Origin of the sequence: Paenibacillus sp. GM2 (genome assembly GCF_900069005.2) — a bacterium.
In the GTDB taxonomy this organism is placed as follows: Bacteria; Bacillota; Bacilli; order Paenibacillales; family Paenibacillaceae; genus Fontibacillus.
On record NZ_LN831279.1, the window covers coordinates 151,096 to 173,348 of the forward strand.

General features: G+C 49.1%; 15 protein-coding genes. 12 read left to right on the forward strand and 3 right to left on the reverse strand.

The features are described 5' to 3' along the window. Positions 1 to 182: 182 nt before the first annotated feature. The 3 genes from BN1360_RS10620 (at position 183) to BN1360_RS10630 (ending at position 6,205) form a co-directional block, all read left to right on the forward strand. Positions 183 to 2,333: a methyl-accepting chemotaxis protein gene (locus BN1360_RS10620; RefSeq protein ID WP_068779837.1), complete on the forward strand. Its 2,151-nt coding sequence runs from the start codon at positions 183 to 185 to the stop codon at positions 2,331 to 2,333. 152 nt (positions 2,334 to 2,485) lie between these two features. Beyond that, entirely contained in the window at positions 2,486 to 4,285 is a 1,800-nt protein-coding gene (locus tag BN1360_RS10625) for a peptidoglycan D,D-transpeptidase FtsI family protein (RefSeq protein WP_068779838.1), read from the forward strand. A 516-nt stretch (positions 4,286 to 4,801) separates the two neighbouring features. Beyond that, positions 4,802 to 6,205: a polysaccharide deacetylase family protein gene (locus BN1360_RS10630; RefSeq protein ID WP_068779839.1), complete on the forward strand. Its 1,404-nt coding sequence runs from the start codon at positions 4,802 to 4,804 to the stop codon at positions 6,203 to 6,205. Positions 6,206 to 6,313: 108 nt separating this feature from the next. Here the strand turns inward: BN1360_RS10630 and ilvD are convergent, their stop codons facing one another. Further along, a complete protein-coding gene (gene ilvD / locus BN1360_RS10635; RefSeq protein ID WP_068779840.1) occupies positions 6,314 to 7,999 on the reverse strand; it encodes a dihydroxy-acid dehydratase in 1,686 nt (561 codons plus the stop codon). Positions 8,000 to 9,784: 1,785 nt separating this feature from the next. Then, positions 9,785 to 10,843 carry an acyltransferase family protein gene (locus tag BN1360_RS10640; protein WP_082790017.1) on the reverse strand — a complete coding sequence of 353 codons (1,059 nt, stop codon included), beginning with the start codon at positions 10,841 to 10,843 and terminating at the stop codon, positions 9,785 to 9,787. Between the two features lie 280 nt (positions 10,844 to 11,123). Here BN1360_RS10640 and BN1360_RS10645 point away from each other — a divergent pair, with 280 nt between their 5' ends. The 3 genes from BN1360_RS10645 to BN1360_RS10655 all read left to right on the forward strand — a co-directional run bounded on the left by BN1360_RS10645 (position 11,124) and on the right by BN1360_RS10655 (position 13,667). Continuing rightward, entirely contained in the window at positions 11,124 to 11,888 is a 765-nt protein-coding gene (locus tag BN1360_RS10645; RefSeq protein ID WP_068779842.1) for an HAD family hydrolase, read from the forward strand. Between the two features lie 169 nt (positions 11,889 to 12,057). Further along, positions 12,058 to 12,804, forward strand: a complete 747-nt coding sequence (locus BN1360_RS10650) for an NAD-dependent protein deacylase (RefSeq protein WP_068780015.1) — start codon at positions 12,058 to 12,060, stop codon at positions 12,802 to 12,804. Between the two features lie 86 nt (positions 12,805 to 12,890). Further along, entirely contained in the window at positions 12,891 to 13,667 is a 777-nt protein-coding gene (locus tag BN1360_RS10655) for a protein-glutamine gamma-glutamyltransferase (RefSeq protein ID WP_229520974.1), read from the forward strand. A gap of 138 nt (positions 13,668 to 13,805) precedes the next feature. On the opposite strand, the gene BN1360_RS10660 is transcribed toward BN1360_RS10655, so the two are convergent. After that, the gene (locus BN1360_RS10660) at positions 13,806 to 14,678 is read right to left on the reverse strand and encodes an AraC family transcriptional regulator (RefSeq protein ID WP_068779844.1); all 873 of its coding nucleotides are present in this window, start codon (positions 14,676 to 14,678) and stop codon (positions 13,806 to 13,808) included. Positions 14,679 to 14,839: 161 nt separating this feature from the next. Between BN1360_RS10660 and BN1360_RS10665 the strand changes: the two genes are divergently transcribed. The 6 genes from BN1360_RS10665 (at position 14,840) to glcT (ending at position 22,246) form a co-directional block, all read left to right on the forward strand. Beyond that, positions 14,840 to 16,018 (forward strand): galactokinase, encoded by a 1,179-nt coding sequence (locus BN1360_RS10665; RefSeq protein ID WP_068780016.1) that lies wholly within the window; start codon positions 14,840 to 14,842, stop codon positions 16,016 to 16,018. Between the two features lies 1 nt (position 16,019). Next, positions 16,020 to 17,006: a UDP-glucose 4-epimerase GalE gene (gene galE / locus BN1360_RS10670; RefSeq protein WP_068779845.1), complete on the forward strand. Its 987-nt coding sequence runs from the start codon at positions 16,020 to 16,022 to the stop codon at positions 17,004 to 17,006. 13 nt (positions 17,007 to 17,019) lie between these two features. Next, positions 17,020 to 18,603 (forward strand): UDP-glucose--hexose-1-phosphate uridylyltransferase, encoded by a 1,584-nt coding sequence (locus BN1360_RS10675; RefSeq protein ID WP_068779846.1) that lies wholly within the window; start codon positions 17,020 to 17,022, stop codon positions 18,601 to 18,603. Positions 18,604 to 19,086: 483 nt separating this feature from the next. Beyond that, entirely contained in the window at positions 19,087 to 19,629 is a 543-nt protein-coding gene (locus BN1360_RS10680; protein ID WP_068779847.1) for an NfeD family membrane protein, read from the forward strand. Beyond that, positions 19,630 to 21,177, forward strand: coding sequence for a flotillin family protein (locus tag BN1360_RS10685; RefSeq protein ID WP_068779848.1), 1,548 nt, complete (start codon positions 19,630 to 19,632; stop codon positions 21,175 to 21,177). A 220-nt stretch (positions 21,178 to 21,397) separates the two neighbouring features. Continuing rightward, the gene (gene glcT, locus BN1360_RS10690) at positions 21,398 to 22,246 is read left to right on the forward strand and encodes a glucose PTS transporter transcription antiterminator GlcT (protein ID WP_068779849.1); all 849 of its coding nucleotides are present in this window, start codon (positions 21,398 to 21,400) and stop codon (positions 22,244 to 22,246) included. Positions 22,247 to 22,253 lie beyond the last annotated feature (7 nt).

Genomic DNA, 22,253 nt, shown 5'->3' on the forward strand with positions numbered 1-22,253 from the left:
TAAATGATAAAATTCAACAAATTCCACTAAAAAATACCCCCTTGTTATACCGATACATATAGGAGTATGACATCGTTTGTCGAATAGACTAAGTATGAGGCGATGTTGGTATTTAGTAATAGAGGCATGACCTCTAGCCTAGTTTCACGGCATACAACTATTATGAGCGGTGGGTGATTGACATGGGTCTGGTTCCGAAGAAGGAGGGCCAAGCAGCTGACAGCAAGAACAAGCAGAAGAAACAAACTAAATCAAGTGGGGAAAAGAAGCTTATTTCAAGTTGGAAAGACAACGTTTCAAATCTTCTTCCAACACAAATAAATCCTTCTAAATCTGTAGGTGTTCGTCTGTTTCTGATTTTCTTCGTGGCGATCATGTTCTTCGTATTAGCTATTGGGATATTGTCCTATCAAATGGCGAAGTCGACGATTCAGGATAATGCGGAAAATGCCAACCTGCAAACGATAGTACAAACATCGCAGAAGCTGGACATTATTTTGCAAAAGTATGAAGAGACTCTGCAACAGACCTTCCTGGACAATGAAATGCAAAAGGCGATTATGAATGCTTCTCTGTCCGGCGTGTCTGAATACGACCGTTTCACAACCATTAACGATATCAGGAACCGGTTGAATTCCCTCGTCTATTCAAGCAAAGGGGTAGAAGCGGTTTATATGCTGAGTGTGGACGGCAGCGTGGATGATATTTCAACCGGCAGCTCGACTCAGACATTCTTCGAAGCAGCGCGTAAGGAGCCTTGGTACGAAGAAATGTCCAAGACGGTCGGTACACGCTGGATTAAAGTGCCTGAGAAGAGTAATGGCAAATCGACTATACGATTGATTCGTTCCTTATCGAGCGTTACTACTTCCAAGCGTTTCGTTCTCGTACAAGACCTGAATGTTGAGGTGTTGGAGAACTACTTGAAGGAAATTAATTTTGGTGACAATTCAAAGCTGCAAATCGTCGGAGCGGATAATGTAGTTATCGGTTCATCGGTGGAAGCGGAATCAGGTGAAGCTTCTGAGTATGATTTGTCCAAAGCGGTAGACAAGAGTGGAGGCGTTCGCATCAAGGATGCGGGAGGCAATTCCGTACTGGCTGTGTATAACGATTTTACAGCTGCCGACTGGAAGTTAATTGGTACAGTTAGCACCGCCGAACTTGTGAAGGATGCCAAAGGCATTTTGCTCACAACATACATAGCTGCAGCTGTTGTCGCCTTAATTACAATCCTGATTGCTATGTGGATGGTTAGAATGATTGCCCATCCGTTGGCACAGTTGAAGAACTTGATGGAAGAAGGCTCCAGAGGGAACCTGAATGTACGGTTGAAGGCGAAATCACAGGATGAGATCGGTCAATTGACAAATAGCTTCAACGTGATGATGGAGCATATTACTGAGCTTGTGAAACAGACGAATCATTCAGCGAAGGATGTTTTGGACACGGCAACTGAATTGACGCAGGCTTCCAACAAGACAGCTATCTCTGCCAAAGAGATTGCTATCGCTACAGAGGAAATCGCTAACGGAGCTACCAGCCTGGCTAATGAAGCCGAGCGCGGCAATGAGCTTACAGAGAACATATCCCGACAAATGGAACAGGTTGTACAAGCGAACAAGCAGATGGAGACCGCTGCTCATCAGGTAGAGAAGTCAAGCCAGCAGGGTACCGAATATTTGAATGGGCTGCTTGCACAAACGAACTCTACAGTGGATATTGTTAATTCACTGACCGAGAAGGTAGACGCTCTGAAATCGAGTACATCTTCTGTGCTGAAGGTGCTGGAAGTAATGCAGAATATTACGCAGCAGACGAATATCCTGTCCTTGAATGCAACGATTGAAGCGGCGCGGGCCGGTGCAGCAGGGCGCGGCTTTATGGTCGTAGCCGATGAGATCCGCCAGCTGGCAGATCAGTCCCGTCAATCGATTACGATGGTCGGAGAGATCACAGACAATATTCAGCAAGAAATGAATGAGACGGTCCAAGCCCTATCTGATGCAAGTCCGTTATTCCAACAGCAGATTGCTTCTGTGAAGGAAACCAGTCAGATCTTCGTATCTGTACAGGATCAAATGGAAGGCTTCGTGAAGCAAATCGAGATGGTTACGGCTTCTATTGATGATCTGAATGAATCGCAAAACGTTCTGTCTGAAGCGATGAGTAACGTCAGCGCTGTTGCGCAGCAATCTTCGGCTACCTCCGAAGAGGTTGCATCGCTCAGCAGCGAGCAGCAGACGGTGAGCGATCAACTGGTGCAGCTTTCCGGAAAGCTGGAAAATGTATCCAATGGTTTGAAGGAATCGCTGTCCAAATTTACAGTTTAAGCGATATATATAATAGAACTGTCCCAGGAGTAATTTTGCTCTTGGGACAGTTTTTTTGCTGTTATCCTACGGGTCTGCTTGTTCCTTCTTCTCATGTGTTAACATCCCTCTCCAGGGAAATAATGAAGTTGTAAGGAAAAAGGGGGATGTACATGTCATTAGCTAGGAAAAGACGCATATTTTATATTCTAATCGTGTTTAGTCTTTTTTTTGTTGTATATACGCTAAGGATTGCCTGGGTTCAGACCCATGCTGCGTTTGCCGCAGTGACATCTTCGGGGAAAACGATCAATGAATTGGCGGTACGGCAACGGGAACAGGGAATTGAGCTTGATCCGGGAAGAGGAAATTTTTTCGATCGATATGGCCGGCAATTGACCGGGATTACAACCTGGTCGCCTGTATTGTTCCCTATCAAGAAGCTGCCTGCTCAGGAGGATCTGGCACGTATCGCCGCTTCTTTGGGGGTATCTGAGAGCGAGCTAAGGAGCAAATGGGCAAATCTTGAGGTACCTTATATTTGGTCAGGTTCTCATAGCAAGCATGGGCTCCTGGATCATTCGTCCGGAGTCAAGGAGCCATCACTTGCTCAAATGGAAGGGATAGAGGTGCTTCCTCACGTCGTACGCTACCAATCCGGTCAGAACGGACAGCAGTGGCTTGGTTATGTAGCTCAGCGGCCGGATGTGATCGAGCAGATTCGCGGTAGCAGGAAGCAAAGCGAACACCTGCCTTTGACTATGCAAGTAGGGGCGTCGGGTTTGGAGAAGACATTCGACAGATTTTTGCGCGGCGCTGGAAGTACAAGGGTTTATTACGCGGTAGATGGGAAGCGGGAGCCCTTTCCGAATGTAGGCACCCGAGTTAAAGGCCCGGAGGAACGCTTCCATCCGCTGCAGATCAGAACGACGATTGATATCGCGCTGCAGCAAAAATTAGAAGCGCTTACGGAAGAGATGAAGGTGAAGGAGGGCGCGGTGGTTGTTCTTGATGCGGAGAACGGAGATGTGGCAGCGATGGTCTCAAGACCGTTCTTCGATCCTAATCATATTGACCTGACCGGAGGCAGTTGGGGCAATCGCGCTTTGAAGGCTGTCCCGCCCGGTTCCATTTTCAAGACCGTCATTGCAGCGGCTGCCCTGGAGAGTGGAGTCACTAAGCCGGGAGAAGTGTTCCATTGCTCGGGGCAATATGGAAAATACGGATTAGCCTGTTGGAAGAAAGGCGGACATGGCGATATTACGCTGGAACAAGGCTACGCCCATTCTTGCAATATCGTGTTTGCGACATTGGGCGAACGTTTGTCGCCCGGCAGCATTGAACTTGCTGCGGCCAAGCTTGGCCTCGGCCATAAGGTCGGCTGGCATGAGGAGAAATTCATGGGCGGTGATGATCTTTGGCAATTCGACCATGAGGAAGCGGGGGCGATTTTTCACGGCAATTCGCCAATTGATGGAGGGGTGCTGGTCCAGACCGCGATCGGGCAGCGCGATGTTCTGGTTACTCCACTGCAGGCAGCCAATATGGTCGTGACGCTGCTCCATCAAGGGCGGGTTACATCACCGCGTCTGGTGAGCGAGATCCACTTCCGCGATGGCTCGCTGCTCACGAATATGCCGGAGCATCGAGGGGGGACAAGGGCGGGGCAAGTATCGCCTCGCACGGCTGGCTTGCTGTTGTCCTGGATGAATGAAGTGGTTGAATCGGGAACGGGGAGATCGCTTAGACAAGCCGATTGGCATTTAGCGGGCAAGTCCGGTACAGCACAGGTCGAAAAAGCAGGTAAAAAATACAATCACCAATGGTTCATTGGATATGGTCCCGTGGAGAAGCCTAAGTATGCGGTAAGCGTGCTTGTAGAGAGCAAGCCGGAAGGATCGGAGCATCAAGCGACTGCTTTGTTCAGACGTACGATGGATCTTCTCGCCGCCTACAGGCCGGAACAGATCTGATTCATTTTCAAATTTTATAAAATGCGCCTCATTTTGCTCAGTATGTGCTAAAATAGTTAGGATGCTATTCAATATGTACGAGTGAACTACCTCTATATGTGTTCGTTCAAAAAGGCTGATTTTTCAGCACCGAGAAGCTTGGATGAATCTAGGCGTTGAGGAGCGGGGTGTATGCAGGTGGTACGTGAGCACCAAAAGCCCCGGGTGCACTCAAGATTTGCTGCCGAGGATGACTTCGCAGGTTAATTTCCTGTCAGATATAGATTTTATATGTTATCAGCTGCGCTGATGATATTCTATATCGCAAGATAACTTACCTTTGAATGACGCGAGCTGACGCCGCTACTGTTTCTGCTCCAATGCCGGGTCGACGCCCCAGGCAGCCAGCTTAAGGGCAAGCGTCCGCCGCCCATCCTGGAATGACTTGGATTGGTTTTCTTATCAAAGGTGGACTTTTTGAACTATCTCTATATGTGCGTGGAAAAGCTAAGATCAGAGAGAAGTGGGGAAAGCGACATGGAGACTTTGCTGATATGGCTGTTTTACATTTCATCGTTGTATGCTTTTATACCAGGGCTGATCACGCGTCTGTTTGGTTATCGTGTCTTCAAGCATGGTTCGAGCAAAGATGAATTTGCCCTTACCTTTGATGATGGTCCGGATCATTATTATACCCCTCAGCTCCTTGATTTGCTGAAGCGGTATGATGCCAAGGCTACTTTCTTTGTCGTTGGTTCCAATGCGGAGAGAAATCCTGAGCTGATCAGACGGATGCACGAGGACGGGCATTTGATTGGAATCCATAATTATGTTCATAAGACGAATTGGCTGATGGGTCCCGGTGCCGTGAAGAAGCAAATTCAGAAGACGAATAAAATTATCCATGAGGTTACAGGCAAAGATACTCACTATTATAGACCGCCGTGGGGGATCGTTAATTTATTCGACTTCGCTAACCGAAGCGATGTCCAGATCGTGCTTTGGTCGGCAATGTTCAGCGATTGGCGCAAGCGCATCGGAGCTGAACGCTTGACGAAGCGGATGTTGAAGAAGCTCGGCGGCGGCGAAGTATTTCTGCTGCATGATTGCGGAGCTACCCTGGGCGCCGACAATGAGGCACCCAGGGAAATGCTGGTAGCACTGGAACGAGTGCTGGACGAAGCGCAGAAGCGAGGCTTGCGCAGCGTTCGGATCGACCACCTGATGGAGACAGACAGTAAGCTGAAGCATAGCAAAGCGGCGGCGAAGGCGGCAAATAGCACCCGTTCCTTAAGTTGGTGGAAGCGGTCGGTTGTAGCTTTATGGCTCCTCTGGGAGAAGTTGTTCCATCTCATATTCCAGTTGCATACGGCGAATGAACAGAACCCGATTTTTCATTTCCGTAGCCGTCCTTATCATGGACAGTCCGTTGAATTGATGGATGGAACGATGCTGAAGTCCGGCGACGAGGTGCTGGAGCTGCATTTCGACAACAGGAAGCTGTTTCAGATGGGGATGAGGTCGAAATCTACAGTTCATTTGGCCATTCAAATGATCAGGCAAGTCGAGAAGGCATTGCCCGAAATTGCCAAGTACGTGGTCGATCATCCTGAACTGCATAATGTCAAGGCGCTATATGGGGTAACAATGATTAATCGCGGGCCAGAGAAATTCGGTTTTACGGTTACGGATTTGCCGAAGGGGTTCTTTGCTAGTTCTTCGCGAATTTATTTGAAATTCCTGATGCGAGTGATCCACCCGGATGGAGGGACAAGATTAAAGCAGGCACCGGAGTTATTGGTGCCAAAGTTGATTCTGATGCCGATAGATCTACTGATGAAGAGATATCTCAACGATGGTTCCCATCATCGGATTAAGCATGACAGGCTTGTCGAGGAGGAAGAAGAGACGGTCATCAGCTCCACCCTACCTTGTCGGTAATCCGTAATTATTTATTTGTTTATTCAAAAAGGCTTGGCTCCTGTTGAAGGAGCCAAGCCTTTTCTACATGTAAAAGGGAGAAAATAATGTGTCTCAGCTAGATCTCGGTTAGATCTTCATAACTCCGCCCGAACTAGCGTTAGTAACCAGTTTGGAGTAACGAGCCAGGTAGCCGGTTTTTACTTTCGGCTCAAAGCCCTTCCAGTTAGCACGGCGGCTGGCCAGTACTTCTTCATCAACCAGCAGCTCGATTTTGCGGTTGTTCAAGTCGAGCTCGATGATATCGCCATCCTCAACGAATGCGATCGGGCCACCTTCCGCAGCTTCCGGAGAAATATGACCGATGCTGATTCCGCGCGAGGCGCCTGAGAAGCGGCCATCGGTAATCAGGCCGACCTTGGCGCCAAGGCCCATACCTACAATTTGTGAAGTAGGAGCGAGCATTTCTGGCATTCCCGGACCACCCTTTGGTCCTTCATAACGAATAACGACGACACAGCCCTCTTTTACTTTGCCGTTGGCGATTCCCTCCAACGCTTCCTCCTGAGAGTCGAAGCAGATGGCTGGACCTTTATGATATCCGCCGACAGATGGATCGACAGCACCAACCTTGATGACCGAACCTTCCGGAGCCAGGTTGCCGTATAAAATGGCGAGCCCGCCTTTTTCGGAGTAAGGATTATCGATCTTGTGGATGACGCTGGTATCTTTAATCTCACAGTTGGCTACGTTCTCTGCGAGCGTCTTGCCGGTAACTGTCATCTGCTCTCCGAAGATAGCCCCCGGCTTCTTCAGCAGCTCATGAATAACGGCGCTAACGCCGCCTGCCCGGTCAACATCCTCGATAAAGATATCTGTTGCCGGTGCCAGCTTGGAGATATGAGGAACGCGGTTAGCTACTTCATTGATCCGTTCCAGTGGATAATCGATTCCAGCTTCCTGCGCCAGAGCGAGGGTATGCAATACGGTATTGGTAGAACCGCCCATCGCCATATCCAGAGCAAAAGCGTTATCGATTGATTCCTTGGTTACGATATCGCGAGGCTTGAGATCAAGCTTGATCAATTCCATCAGCTGCTTTGCGGATTTTCTTACGAAGTCGCGACGCTCATCAGATACGGCAAGTATTGTACCGTTACCTGGCAGTGCCAGTCCCAGCGCCTCGGCCAGACAGTTCATGGAATTAGCGGTGAACATTCCCGAACAGGAGCCGCAGGTTGGACAACCGAACTGTTCAAGTTCCAACAGATCCGAATCATCAATTTGGCCCGCTTGATGAGCACCAACTCCTTCAAATACGGAGGTTAGCGACAGCTTGCGTCCTTTGCTGTCTACGCCGGCCTTCATCGGACCGCCGCTGACGAAGATCGTCGGGATATTGACGCGAAGCGCGCCCATCATCATGCCCGGTGTGATCTTGTCACAGTTCGGGATGCAGACCATCCCATCGAACCAGTGAGCCGATACAACAGTCTCTAATGCGTCGGCGATAATCTCGCGGCTTGGCAGAGAGTAGCGCATTCCGATGTGCCCCATAGCAATGCCGTCATCCACGCCGATTGTATTAAATTCGAACGGAACGCCCCCCGCTTCCCGGATCGCCTCTTTGACGATTTTACCGAACTCCTGCAAGTGAACATGTCCAGGGACAATATCGATGTAGGAATTACATACGGCGATAAACGGTTTGTTGAAGTCTTCTTCCTTAACGCCGGCGGCGCGGAGCAAGCTGCGGTGCGGCGCACGGTCGAAGCCTTTTTTGATCATGTCTGAACGCATTTTCTTGGCTGTCATAATAGACGATCCCCCCATGATAAGAATTTATTAGATTTTGGAACTTTACACCGCTAAAGGTTTTCTTTACAGTCTATCATATGTATTCTGCTTTTTCTAGCAAACAAAAACAGTAAAATATCTGAAAAAAACGTCAAATGGAGTGGAAGTTTGACCTGAAATCAACGGATTTGGCGCCTAAAACGGAATATAAGATGGTGTAAGGCAGGAGCGCCCTCGTTGCAAAAAAAAGAAAACTCCTGCAAATGCAGAACTTTTCTGAAAAACTTAATTGGTTATGAAAAAGTATAATTTGTCCAAAAAAAGTGCTATATATTGGTTAAAATTAATGCGAGAATTGGTTAATCCGCCAGTTAAGCGCGTAGAGTGAATAGGGGCAATTAAGCTAACAGAGGGAATATTGCGGACAGAGTGAATTGGACCAACAGAGAGAATTGAGTGAACTGATCCTCACAGAGTGAACCGAGTTAAGTGAGCGAACTAGGCAAAAGGTGGATAAAGTCAATAGAGTAAACAGGGCCAAGCTGGGCCGATAGGGCTAACGGAGCCAACAGGTGAACTGAGAAAACTGGCCTAACAAGCCGAACTAAGCAGCAGAGTGGACAACGCTAACAGGTGAACTGAGAAAATTGAATGAGCTGAGCCAGCAAAACGAGCAGAGTGAACAGGGCAGGCTGGGCGAACAGAGTAAACAAGCTAACAGAGCCAGAACGAACTAGGCCAACAGAGTAAATAGAGCTAACTGAACGAGCTGAGCCAACCAGAGTTCACTATTGAGAATCTAACGAAACTCCAGAGCGCTATTTGCCCAAAAATAGGGGTGGAAAAAATCTAACGAAACCTCATATCGTTATTCGGGGCAAATCGAGGCTTTTCGCGTTAAAATGTACTAAATAAGGCTCCCCAGTTTCGTTAAAACCCCAAAGAGCCTATTTGTCCCTGAATAACGCTCCCCAGTTTCGTTAGATCTAGCAGGCAGTTCAGACTACGCCCGGATTCGATGATTCTCACCCATTGTCAAGAATCTAACGAAACTCCAGAGCGCTATTTGCCCGAAAATAGGGGTGGAAAAAATCTAACGAAACCTCATATCGTTATTCGGCGCAAATCGAGGCTTTTCGCGTTAAAATGTACTAAATAAGGCTCCACAGTTTCGTTAAAATCCCAAAGAGCCTATTTGTCCCTGAATAACGCTCCCCAGTTTCGTTAGAGCTAGCAGGCAGTTCAGACTACTCCCGGATTCGATGATTTTCACCCACTGTCAAGAATCTAACGAAACTCCAGAGCGCTATTTGCCCGAAAATAGGGGTGGAAAAAATCTAACGAAACCTCATATCGTTATTCGGGGCAAATCGAGGCTTTTCGCGCCAAAATGTACTAAATAAGGCTCCCCAGTTTCGTTAAAATTCCGAAGAGCCTATTTGTCCCTGAATAACGCTCCCCAGTTTCGTTAGAGCTAGCAGGCAGTTCAGACTACGCCCGGATTCGATGATTCTCACCCATTGTCAAGAATCTAACGAAACTCCAAAGCGCTATTTGTCCGAAAATAGGGGTGGAAAAAATCTAACGAAACCTCATATCGTTATTCGGGGCAAATCAAGGCTTTTCGCGCCAAAATGGACTGAATAACGCTCCCCAGTTTCGTTAAAATCCCGAAGAGCCTATTTGTCCCTGAATAACGCTCCTCAGTTTCGTTAGAGCTAGCAGACAGGTTCAGACTATGCCCGGATTCGAAAAGTCTCGCTCACTGTCAAGAATCTAACGAAACTCCAGAGCGCTAAAGTCTTAATGCTTGCTTGCTGCACTTGTGCCAAACGAGTGGGTGGCCCGGTGCTCCAGGTCAACGATCCATTGTACAGAGGGCTCGATCAGAGGCGCTGCCAGTTTGCGGACGAATGGCTGACAGAGCAGCAGGGTCAAGGCAACGGCAGCTGCAACAAGCACCAGTGAGGCTACATCGCTATGAATCCAGCTGTAAATAGGGGACAGGGCAGCGAGCCGGACAATAAAACCGTGCAGCAGGAATACATATAAGGTTCTGCGTCCCATATCAGTGATGCTGCTTTTTCTCCAAGGCACGAAAGCCAGAAAGCTAGCCGCGGCCAGAGCTTGCAGTATATATAGCAGCATACGAAATATTCCGGTGTACCATGCGATTTGTCCCAATTGGCCATAGGTCATATTGCCATACAGCCAGCCGGGGGATATATTCAATCCGCCCAAGGCGATCCAGAGGAACAGCAGGGCTGATGCGCTTAGGGCGAAGATTTTTACCTTGTGTGTGAACAAGAGCTTTAACCGTGCGTAAGAGAAATGATAACCGACAATGAAAAATGGGAAAAATACCAGTGTCCGCGAAATACTGAGCCAAACCCCATCAACCGGCAGATAGCCAACCAGCACACCGAGCAGAACCGCAGTGATAACCTGTTGAAGGGGTGTCAGCTTTTTCAGCATAATCAACAGCAGACGCCAGCAGAAATGGCTGGCCAGGAACCAGAGCAGCAAGTAAGGGGCGAAGTAAGAATAATGTGTGTTATGAACATGGAATAATAGCGCGTCCAGCGCCAGATAGAGGGTCTGAAAGATCATATACTGCATCGCGATTTGCAGCAGTACCTTGCGTCCAGCGCCTCCAAATAAATTGCTTTTCGCGAAATATCCGGTGACGAATACGAATAAAGGCATATGAAAAGTAAAAATCCACATATATAAAGCTTCCATGCCATGAAGTCTCGTAATTAACGGTTCGATGGCGTTGCCTATAAATACACAGACGATGAGCAGAAAGCGCAGATTCAGAAAAAAGGTCTCTCCCCGCGAACTTATCGAATGATTGGTCATGACGATTCTCTCCTTATCCGGCGGCTTCCGCATGGTTGTCGAGTCGGTACGTTTTAAAATAAATTATTGAAAATTTTGAGGAATCTTCGTTCAGCTATAAGGTACTATTTTTACAGGATCCGCCTTGTGATAATAATCACAAAAGAAAACGCTATCAGCCAGGGGGAATGTGTCGATCTGTTGACAACTGCTGAAGTGTCGCTTTTGTCTGGATTCGTACTTCAAGGTACAATAGAGGAAGATATCGGGTCGTGAAAAATAAATATAGGGAAGTGAGTCGATGCCGAAAGTTACTGTGCATGGTCAAGAGGTTCCGTGCAGAGGGATATTGTTTGATAAAGACGGTACGTTGCTGGATTTTATGCCAATGTGGGGGGCTTGGGCCACTGTGCTTATCGGATTGCTTGATGAGCATTTGACCACTCTGGATAAAGAACCAATGGGTCATAGAAAAGAATCGCTTGGGTTGTTCAGCGACCAGACGGGAAGGATCATTGGATATGATAAGGCCGGGCCAATTGCGATGGGGACAGAGGAAGAGGTGACGGCGCTGCTGGCCTGGCATCTGTATGCTGCCGGAATCCCCTGGAATGAAGCGACAGTGCTGGTCAGGCGTTATAACAAGTTGGCGATGCAGAAGCTGGAGCAGGACAGGAGGGCGTTGCCGCTTCCGGGACTGCCGGAGTTTCTGGAGAATTGTCACAGATCGGGGATCAAGCTGGCAGTAGTGACTTCGGACACGGTGAAAGAAACCGAAAAGCATCTGGATTGGATGGGGCTGAGCCGTTATTTTCCAGTAGTTGTTGGTAGAGACCGGGTATCCAAGGGGAAGCCGGATCCGGAGATGGCATTACTGGCTGCGCAGAAACTGGGCCTTACGCCACAGCAATGCATCGTTATTGGAGATAGCAATGGCGATATGGTGATGGGGAAGCAGGCCAGCGTTGTGTGTACAATTGGCATTGCCCCAGACGGGGATGGCAAGCAGTATTTGCTTGATGCGAACTGGGTTGTTCGCGGATATCATGAATTGTCGGTTCAGTAAATACAGGGGTGTTCGCTTGGGATAAGAAAACCAGTTCGAGTTCAGTTTAAGGATGAAACACCGCGATGTGAGGGCATAGCTTTATCCAACTTCTCGGTGCTGAAAATCGGTCTTTTTGAACTTTTCGAACATCTACATGAAGAATAAAAAGGGGTCAATGACGATGGATATGACGAAGATAGAACAGTTAGCTGCCTGGATGCAGGAGAGCCAGAGGATCGTCTTCTTCGGCGGGGCAGGGATCTCCACTGAGAGTGGAATTCCTGACTTTCGTTCGGCAGCGGGAATTTATCAGACGGAGACGGCTTCGCCCTATGCACCTGAAGAAATTTTAAGTCGGTCTTTTTTCAACCGTCATCCCGAGGTTTTTTATGATTTCTATAAGACGAAAATGATTCACTCGGAGGCCCGTCCTAATCCGGCGCATCTCTGCCTCGCTAAGCTGGAGCAGGCGGGACAGCTGACGCATATTATTACACAAAATATCGACGGATTGCATCAAATGGCCGGCAGCAGGAATGTACTTGAGCTGCATGGTTCGATTCATCGCAATTATTGCATGGATTGCCGTCAGTTTCACAGCCTGGATGAGGTGATGCAAAGCGCTTCAGTCGTGCCGGTCTGTCATAGCTGTGGTGGAGTGGTCAAGCCTGATGTCGTGCTCTATGGAGAGAATCTCGATAACCAAGTGCTCTCAGAGAGCATCCAGGCGATCGCTTCGGCAGATATGCTGCTGATCGGAGGGACGTCCTTAACGGTACAGCCGGCCGCACACCTTGTGACTTATTTTAATGGAGATCGGACGGTGCTGCTGAATGCCTCGCCAACGGCATATGACCATCATGCCGACCTATTAATTACAGATCCGATCGGAGCGGTGATGGAGAAAGTAGGGCGGATGCTGCCGCCAGCATAATCGAGACGACCTGATATAGGCACTTATCTGTCTGCGCAGCGTACAATATCCGTATACGATGGATAATTCTACGATGTGAGGTGGGTATGATGATCGTTCTTCCGCCGGGGGAATCGGAGCAGATTGGGCAGATGAATCTGACGGGGCTGGAGCAGCAAATTTTGCGGATGAAGCAGGAGAGCGCAGTACAATATCGCTATGATTCTATCGCCGATCTGAAATTTGAATTAACAGCCAGGGGGAAAATAGTAGAAGCGGCCAGGGCGCTCTATGACAGCGGCGTGGGCTTTGCCACTTTTGAGAACTCACGCTGTAATCAAGACTACTGGGTTCGGCTTAGCAACGGGGGATTTCAACAGCGTAGCGATGTCACTCCAGCGGAGGCCATCCGCGATATTTTCCATAATGGCCGCAAGTATGCCTTCGAATGTGCTACAGCGATGGTGATCGTCTTATATCAAGGCGTCATGGATATGATCGGGGATCAGGCGTTTAATACTTATTTCGCTAATCTGGTGCTGTATGATTGGAAGTATGATAGCGATTTGCGCATTAATTCGGTCAGTGGGGCGGAAGCATTTCCGGGGGATGTAGTCTATTTCAAAAATCCCGATTTTGATCCTTCCATGCCGCAATGGCAGGGGGAGAACACGATCGTAATGCCTGATGGACGTTATTACGGCCACGGCATCGGCAACGTAACTGCGGATTATATTATCCGCTCTTTGAATTCGAGAAGGAAGCCGGGAAGTACGACGTCTGCGTATTTGATGGACGATGTGGAATCCTTGGATTTTGCTTATACACAGAGGCTGAGTAACGGTGTGGCGAGAATCGGTTCGAGCGTCTATTTGCTCGCTTGATATCGTGATGGACATCAGCTATCCTGTTGGTAGTAGAAATTATAGGGGACACCCTCAACTGCGTTGTCAGGCAATGGGGGTGTCCTTTTTTGGATTATGGGACTGTCATCCGTAAACCGTCCTAGTATATCAGCTTCTTTATGAGTTAGCAGCGTTGTCAGTTCTGCCCGGGGCATTTCTGCGGTACTCGCTTGGCGATTCACCGTAAAATCTACGGAACTGGCGTGAGAAATACAAGGCATCGGTTAATCCGACAGAAGCGGAGATTTGCTCAATGGATAGTTCCGGCCGCTCCCGCAGCAGCTGACGGGATTTGTCTATCCGCAGCTTAAGCAGGTAAGTGACAGGGGTCAGCCCCGTCGTCCTCTTGAAGATCCGTGACAAGTAAGCCCGGTTGTACCCCAGGCTGGAGCACATTTGTTCAATAGAGATCGGATGGGCGTATTGACTGCTCATATAATGGATCATTTGCTTGACGGTGCGCTGCACTCCCGATTCCCCGGTCGGCAATGCAGACTCGCGAACGAGTCTCTCTTCAGCTTCGGCCATAATCAGGTGCAGATAACCTAATGAAGCCAGATGGGAGCTAGGCTTCCGTGTGCGGAAGACCTGAAGCACGGATTCGAGCACTTCAGGAATGGCGCTGGCTGATCCGGAGCTGAACGCAGCCATTTGCGGTGTAAACCCCGCACGCTGGACAAGCTCGGCTGCTTTATCCCCCGCGAAGGCGATCCAGCGGTAACGCCAGGGCTCAAGGCTATCTGAGGCATAGCTTACGAGCTGGTCAGGCTGAATCAGGAAGCAGTCTCCTGCGCTGAGAGAGTAATAAGCAAATTCAGTCTGGAAGCTTCCCCTTCCCTGCTCAACAAAATGCAGCAGGAAATAGTCATATACCTTCGGTCCCAGTCTATGATCGGCCGAGGTCTGACTCTCGCCCGCGAACAAGACATGCAGATCGCTAGTGTCGAACACTTCCGGATTAGCAGCGGCACTATAGGTTTCCTGAAGCATAGGGTGACCTCCTCTATTATTCTGACTATATTCTACTCTCTGAGGTCACATTTATCCATATAAAACTCGCATACATGCATTACGATTATATTCGATTTTTCTTATACTGGGTTCAAGGAAGCTTGAAACAATCAATCATGAATAATGAGGTGTCCATAACGATGAAACGACAAGAGATGGAACGGTTGTTAATATCCCAATACGGCGAGAACGATGCAGCGATATCCGTATTCAATGCCCCGGGACGCGTCAACCTGATCGGTGAGCACATCGATTACAATGGCGGGTATGTACTGCCGGCTGCGCTGGAATTTGGAACAACGATGGCAATTCGCAAGCGTACGGATCGCAAAGTAATGTTCTCGTCCACAAATCTCACTTATAAGGGCGAGTTCGATGTGGATCAGCTTGGCAGCGTTAAGACTGGCGAGTGGGTCGACTATCCGATCGGAGTGATTGTAGAGCTTGGCAAGCTTGGCGTACAGCTCAGCAGTGGCTACGATATTCTGTTCCAGGGCGAGATCCCGAATGGGGCAGGTCTCTCATCTTCCGCCTCTATTGAAGTTGTTACCGCGTATGGACTGCTGGTGATGGAGAATCAACCCGCCGATAAGGTGGAAATCGCCAAGCTATCGCAACGGGCTGAGAATCATTACGTTGGCGTGAACAGCGGAATTATGGATCAGTTTGCTGTTGCGAACGGAGCGAAGGATCATGCGATTTTGCTGATGTGCGATACGCTGGAATATCAGCTTGTACCATTTGTGACGGGCAACTATAAGCTCGTAATCAGCAATACGAATAAGCGCAGAGGATTGGTTGATTCCAAATATAATGAGCGCCGTGGGGAATGTGATGCGGCTTTGAAAATTTTGCAGCAGGATGTACCTGGTCTTGAGTATTTGGCTCATCTGTCCCTGGAGCAATTTGCGCAGTTGAAGGGCAAGTTCACAGATGAAGTTCTGCTAAGACGGGCCACTCATGTCATTGAAGAGAATGCTAGAGTGCTCCAATCGGCCCTGGCGCTGCGCGCTAACGATTTGGTTCGTTTCGGGCAATTGATGAACGCTTCTCATGATTCGCTGCGCGATCTGTACGAGGTCAGCTGCATGGAGCTTGATGTTATGGTCGAAGAGGCACGGAACATTGAAGGCACGCTGGGCTCACGGATGACCGGAGCCGGATTTGGCGGCTGTACGGTATCACTCGTCCATGAGGACGCAATTGACCAATTCTTGTCTGCTGTAGGCGAAGCGTACGAGAAGAGAACGGGCTTGAAGGGCGAATTCTATGTGTGTGGAGTGGGCAACGGAGTTCAGGAAATGAAGGAGGAGTATTAATATGGCGATCTTGGTCACGGGTGGAGCAGGATATATCGGTTCTCATACAGTTGCGGAGCTGCTGGAGCAAGGCAAGGAGGTTGTCGTTATCGACAATCTGCAGACAGGGCATAAGGATGCGCTGCTGGGCGGGAAGCTGTACGAAGGTGATCTGCGCGATAAGGAACTGCTGAAGAGATTGTTCGCTGAGAATGAAATCGAGGCGGTGATCCATTTTGCCGCGAATTCACTGGTTGGGGAGAGTATGAAGGACCCGGTAAAATATTTTGACAATAACGTCTACGGCACACTGTGCTTGCTGGAAGCTATGGATAAGGCCAATGTGCGTAAAATCGTGTTCTCCTCCACGGCCGCAACCTATGGCGAACCGGAGAAAGTGCCTATTGAAGAGAGTGACCCTACCCATCCGACAAATGTCTATGGAGAGACGAAGCTGACGATGGAGCGGATGATGGCCTGGTTCGATCAGGTGCTGGGAATCAAATATGTGGCGCTTCGCTACTTCAATGCGGCCGGGGCTCATGCCAGCGGCAAAATCGGTGAGGATCATGATCCGGAGACGCATCTGGTTCCGCTTATTCTTCAGGCAGCGCTTGGACAACGCGATTCGATCAAAATCTTCGGGGATGATTACAACACACCTGATGGCACCTGCATACGCGACTATATTCATGTGAGCGATCTGGCGGATGCCCATCTGCGCGCTGTAGAGTATTTGCTGGGCGGTGGAGATAGCGATGTGTTCAACCTTGGCAGCGGTCAGGGATTCTCGGTCAAAGAGATGATCGAAGCTGTGCGCGAAGTAACGGGTCGCGACTTCCCGGTACAGGTTACCCCTCGTCGGGATGGAGACCCGGCTGTACTGGTTGCTTCCTCTGACAAAGCGAGAAGCGTGCTTGGCTGGAAGCCATTACGCGACAATCTGCAAGACATTATCGGCAGCGCCTGGGAATGGAACAGCAATCATCCGGAAGGATATAACGACTAAGGAGTGGGCAGAAGTGAAAGCTGAAGACAAGAACAGGCAGGATGTGCAGGCAGCTATCGAAAGACTGCTTCACTATGCACTGGAACAAGGACTATTCGATTGGTGGGATCTGGAGTATTCCCGCAATCGTCTGCTGGAATTGTTCTCCTTCGATGAGCCTTATGCCGGGGAGCTTGCAGAAGAGACACTGACGAGTCCGGAGCAGCCGCTAGAGGTATTGATTGATTATGGCTTTGCAATCGGATTGATCCCGGAAAATACAGTGACATATCGCGATTTGCTTGACGCACGGATAATGGGGCTGATCATGCCTCGCCCGTCAGAGACCATCTCCGCCTTCCGCAAGACGGAGCAAAGTCAGGGCATTCAGGCGGCGACGGATCAATTTTACAAGTTATCTGTGGCGAGCAATTATATCCGTATGGATCGGGTTGCACAAAATATATATTGGGACCAGCCTACTGAATATGGCTCGATGGAGATTACTATCAATCTGTCCAAGCCGGAGAAAAATCCGAAGGAGATCGCAATGGCGAAGCTTCTGCCGCCTCCGGTCTATCCGAAATGCCAGCTCTGCCGGGAGAATGTAGGGTATGCCGGTCGGATCAACCATCCGGCGCGCCAAAATCTCCGCGTTATTCCGCTGGAATTGAATGGGGAGCCCTGGTTATTCCAATATTCTCCATACGTATATTACAACGAACATTGCATCGTGTTCCATCATGATCATGTGCCGATGAAGCTGACGAAGGATACCTTTAAACGGCTGTTAGCCTTTACGGCACAGTTTCCACACTATTTTATCGGATCGAATGCCGATTTGCCGATTGTCGGCGGGTCCATCCTGACGCATGATCATTTTCAGGGAGGAAGACATACCTTCCCATTGGAGAAATCGCCGATCGCAGCAAGGTTCCATCATTCATCTTATCCGGGCGTAACAGCCGGCATTGTCCAGTGGCCGATGGCGGTATTGCGCTTAAACAGCCAGGACCCCGATATATTGCTGGAAGCAGCCGATGATATATATGAGCAGTGGAAGGAATATAGCGATCCGACAGTGGATGTATTTGCTTACAGTACAGACGCTGGTGAGAAGGTGCCGCATAATACGGTGACTCCGATCGTTCGCCGCGGAGCGGACGGCAGCTTCGAGATGGATATCGTGCTGCGCAACAACCGGACGAGTGAGCAGCATCCGGAAGGAATTTTCCACCCGCACCGGGAAATGCATCATATCAAGAAGGAGAATATCGGTCTGATTGAAGTCATGGGGCTGGCGATTCTGCCAGGCCGTCTCAAGGAAGAACTAGCCGATATCGCTGGTATTCTGAGCGGAGATACGACTTTGTATGATGATGTTACCTCCAATCCCGATTCCAAATTGGCCGTGCATGCTGCTTGGGTGAAGCAATTGGTTGCAGACTACGGGCAGGCTATGGTCAAAGAAGATGCGGAAGCACTGCTTCGCGATGAGGTCGGCCGCAAGTTTGCCGAGATTCTAGGACATGCCGGCGTGTTCAAGGTCACGGATGAAGGACGGGAAGCATTCCGCCGCTTCGTGACCAGCGTTGGGTACGGAGCGTTACAGGTATAATCACTAGGAATGACAGGGTGAAGCACTAGTTTTTAGGGGCTTTGCCCTGTTTTTTTGTAGGGAAGGAAGCTAACGAAACGTGGTATCGCTATTCTGCACCAATAAGGCTTTTCAAATCTCTAAAGAAACAGGGTATTGCTAATTGGACATAAAGTACGCATTGGAGCGAAAAGGTGCCTGAATAACGATGTGAAGTTTCGTTAGAATTTGGCAGGTGCCTTTTTACTTGAAATAGCGTGTGCCAGTTTCGTTAGCGTATGAGTGTAAGCGGAGTGACCCAATGTTCAGATCGGCTTCAGTCTAATACGAGATTAAGTAACGGAAAGGTTGCTGAATTTCCTGTTTCTTTGCTTTGGTTACAAGTATAATGGAATTGGATGCAATATTTGAAGAATGGGGTGTTGCAACCAAATATAGGGTTTTACGTAGTAAATATTACATATCATGATATGGTGAGTCATTTTGGTTCAAGGAGGAGAAGGGATGGATGGATTATTTTGGGGCTGCTTTATCGGCGGAGCGGTTTTTGCTTTGGCGAGTACGCTCCTGGGAGATATCATCGGAAGCTGGATCGATGGGATTTTCGATTTGATCTCCGTTGACTTTTTCAAGCCGATCATTAGTGCTTCAGCAATTACAACCTTTGGGGGAAGCGGTATTTTGTTAAGTCAGTATACCGGCCTGGGGAATGCTGCGATTATTATTTTCTCGATCCTGATCGCCCTTCTCCTCTCCGTCGTCGTGTATTTCATTTATGTTAAGCCCATGGATAACAGTGAGAATTCAATCGGGTTCTCAGAGACCGATCTGCCCGGCAAGCTGGGGGAAGTTACCATACCGATCGCCGGTGAAGGCTTCGGTGAGATTATGGTTAAGCAAGTGGCAGGAAATACGCTACATATCGCAGCGAGTTGGGATAAGAGGAACATTTCCGTGGGTAGAGAAGTGGTGGTGGTGGATATGAAGGAGGGAGTCGCCCTCGTATCCGAATTGTATGATAATAGGAAAGAAGAGGAGATGATCTAATTGATCGAAGGGTTTCCGGATTATTTGCTAATTCCATCTGTGGTTATTGCTGTCATTCTTATTCTTGGTATCGCATTCTGGGCCCGCTACAAGACGGTTAGCCCGGATGAGGCGATGCTTGTAACGGGTTCCTTCCTTGGCAGTAAGAACGTGTCAGACGATGATTCTGGTCGCAAGATTAAGATCGTTCGCGGGGGCGGCGCATTTATCTGGCCAATCTTCCAGAAGGCGGAGTTCATGTCCTTGCTGTCGCACAAGCTGGATGTGATGACGCCAGAGGTATATACGGAGCAAGGGGTTCCGGTATCCGCCGACGGTGTTGCCATCATCAAAGTAGGCAGCTCGGTAGAAGATGTGGCTACGGCTGCAGAGCAATTCATGGGCAAGCCCATTGAGTCGCTGAAGGGCGAAGCCCAGGAAGTGCTGGAAGGGCACTTGCGCTCGATTCTCGGCGGAATGACGGTTGAGGAGGTATACCGCAATCGGGATAAGTTTGCCCAGGAGGTACAGGGTGTAGCCGCCAGGGATTTGAAGAAGATGGGGCTACAGATTGTGTCGTTCACCATCAAGGATGTGCGCGACAAGCACGGTTATCTGGAAGCGCTTGGTAAGCCGCGGATCGCTGCTGTAAAGCGCGATGCTGATATCGCTGAGGCTGAGGCGCTGCGGGATGCAAGGGTTCAGAAGGCGCTGGCCGAGGAATCCGGACAAAAAGCCGAACTGCTGCGCGATACTAATATTGCGGAAGCGACCAAGGAGAAGGAACTGAAGGTCGCCGCCTTTAAGAAGGAGCAGGATACGGCCAAGGCGGAGGCGGACCAGGCGTATGAAATTCAGGAAGCGCGGGCCAAGCAGACCATGGTTGAGGAACAAATGAAGGTGGAATTGGTCCGTAAAGAGCGGGAGATTGATCTGCAGGATAAGGAAATTACGGTACGGCAGAAGCAGTATGACGCGGAAGTGAAGAAGAAGGCTGATGCGGACCGTTACGCGGTAGAACAGGCGGCGGAAGCCGATAAAGCCCGTAAAATGCGTGAGGCTGATGCATTGCAGTATTCCATTGAGGCGCAAGCGCGCGCCGAGGCGGAGCAGAAGCGTCTGGAAGGTCTGGCGGTCGCAGATGCCGAGCGTGCCAAAGGTACAGCGGATGCCGAGATCATTCGTCTTCGCGGTCTGGCTGAGGCTGAAGCTAAGGAGAAGCTGGCCGATGCGTTCCAGAAGTTCGGCGAAGCTGCCGTACTCGATATTATCGCCAAGATGCTGCCAGAATTGGCTGAGAAGATCGCTGCACCGATCGCTTCGATCGAGAAGCTGACGGTTGTGGATACCGGTAAGGGAGAGGGCGCAGCTCGTGTCAGCAATTATGTGACGGAGCTGATGGCTACAGCTCCGGAAATGATTAAGAATATTTCCGGAATAGAAGTGGAGCAATTGATCAAGGGGCTTACACAGCGGAAGATAGTTAATCCAGCTCCAGTTCCAGCACCAGCTCCAGCTCCGTCCAAGCCAGCCCCTAACGTAAATCCCGTTCAACCGCCTCAGGAATAATTCATATATCATTGAATAATATATACGGACGTCTCACGTTTATGTGAGACGTCTTTTGTTTGCATTACTAGCTTGCTATTTTCTATTTTTGGGCTAAATCATAAGTAATTTCTGGATCTGACCACCTTTTGTCCGGAATTACTGGCAACGCTTTATTCGGTCAGTTATAATGGGTGTAAGCGTTCCGGACAACTGAATATCAATTAAATGAGGTGCAAATGTGAAGATCCTACGAGTGGCCAAGGTGTTGAATAACAACGTCATTATTGCCGGGCATCCTGAGCATGGTGAAGTTGTCGTAATCGGCAAAGGCATCGGTTTCAATCGCAAGACGGGGGACACCATTCCTCTCGAAGCGATTGAGAAAATGTTCATCCTTACGAATCAGATGGAGCAGGAGCAGTACAAGCAGCTCGTGCCTCAGGTAGATGAGCATTTGATCGAAGTCATTGGCGAAATTATCTCGTATATTTCCCGGAAAACGCAATCGGAGCTCAATGAACATATACATATTGCGCTAACCGATCACCTCGCATTCGCTATTAAGCGTGCTGAACAGGATCTTGCCTTCCATAATCCTTTTCTATATGAGACAAAAGAGATATACCCCCTTGAGTTTGAATTAGCAGAGTATGCGATCGACCTGATTCATAACAAACTGGGGGTGGACCTCGGCGATGATGAGATTGGATTTGTTGCGCTTCATATCAACAGCGCAATTACTAACCGGCATATTAGCGAGGTTCGGGGACATGCGCAATTGATTGCTGATTTAGTTACCATCATTGAAGAGGAGTTACAGATTTCTATTTCACGCCATTCTCTGGATTATTCCAGACTCCTTACCCATTTGAGATTTGCTATTGAGCGAGTGCGTAGAGGTGAAAGAGTTGGAGAGATCGAACGACTGGATGTGCTGTTGCAGCAGGAATATCCAAGACTGTATGCCCTGGCTGGTAAGCTGACCCAAATCATGGAGCAGCGGCTGAATAAGCCGATCTGTCATGCAGAGCTCAGTTATTTGACTATGCATCTACAGCGCATCGCTACCTCGCAAACCGACATCTAGGGAACTT

Excerpts from the sequence above, each read along its gene's own strand:
- BN1360_RS10655 (WP_229520974.1), top strand. The coding sequence starts at position 12,891 with ATGATGATCGTTCTTCCGCCGGGGGAATCGGAGCAGATTGGGCAGATG.
- BN1360_RS10630 (WP_068779839.1), top strand. The coding sequence starts at position 4,802 with ATGGAGACTTTGCTGATATGGCTGTTTTACATTTCATCGTTGTATGCT.
- BN1360_RS10640 (WP_082790017.1), bottom strand. The coding sequence starts at position 10,843 with ATGACCAATCATTCGATAAGTTCGCGGGGAGAGACCTTTTTTCTGAAT.
- galE (WP_068779845.1), top strand. The coding sequence starts at position 16,020 with ATGGCGATCTTGGTCACGGGTGGAGCAGGATATATCGGTTCTCATACA.
- BN1360_RS10645 (WP_068779842.1), top strand. The coding sequence starts at position 11,124 with ATGCCGAAAGTTACTGTGCATGGTCAAGAGGTTCCGTGCAGAGGGATA.
- BN1360_RS10680 (WP_068779847.1), top strand. The coding sequence starts at position 19,087 with ATGGATGGATTATTTTGGGGCTGCTTTATCGGCGGAGCGGTTTTTGCT.
- BN1360_RS10665 (WP_068780016.1), top strand. The coding sequence starts at position 14,840 with ATGAAACGACAAGAGATGGAACGGTTGTTAATATCCCAATACGGCGAG.
- BN1360_RS10660 (WP_068779844.1), bottom strand. The coding sequence starts at position 14,678 with ATGCTTCAGGAAACCTATAGTGCCGCTGCTAATCCGGAAGTGTTCGAC.
- BN1360_RS10625 (WP_068779838.1), top strand. The coding sequence starts at position 2,486 with ATGTCATTAGCTAGGAAAAGACGCATATTTTATATTCTAATCGTGTTT.
- BN1360_RS10650 (WP_068780015.1), top strand. The coding sequence starts at position 12,058 with ATGACGAAGATAGAACAGTTAGCTGCCTGGATGCAGGAGAGCCAGAGG.
- ilvD (WP_068779840.1), bottom strand. The coding sequence starts at position 7,999 with ATGACAGCCAAGAAAATGCGTTCAGACATGATCAAAAAAGGCTTCGAC.
- BN1360_RS10620 (WP_068779837.1), top strand. The coding sequence starts at position 183 with ATGGGTCTGGTTCCGAAGAAGGAGGGCCAAGCAGCTGACAGCAAGAAC.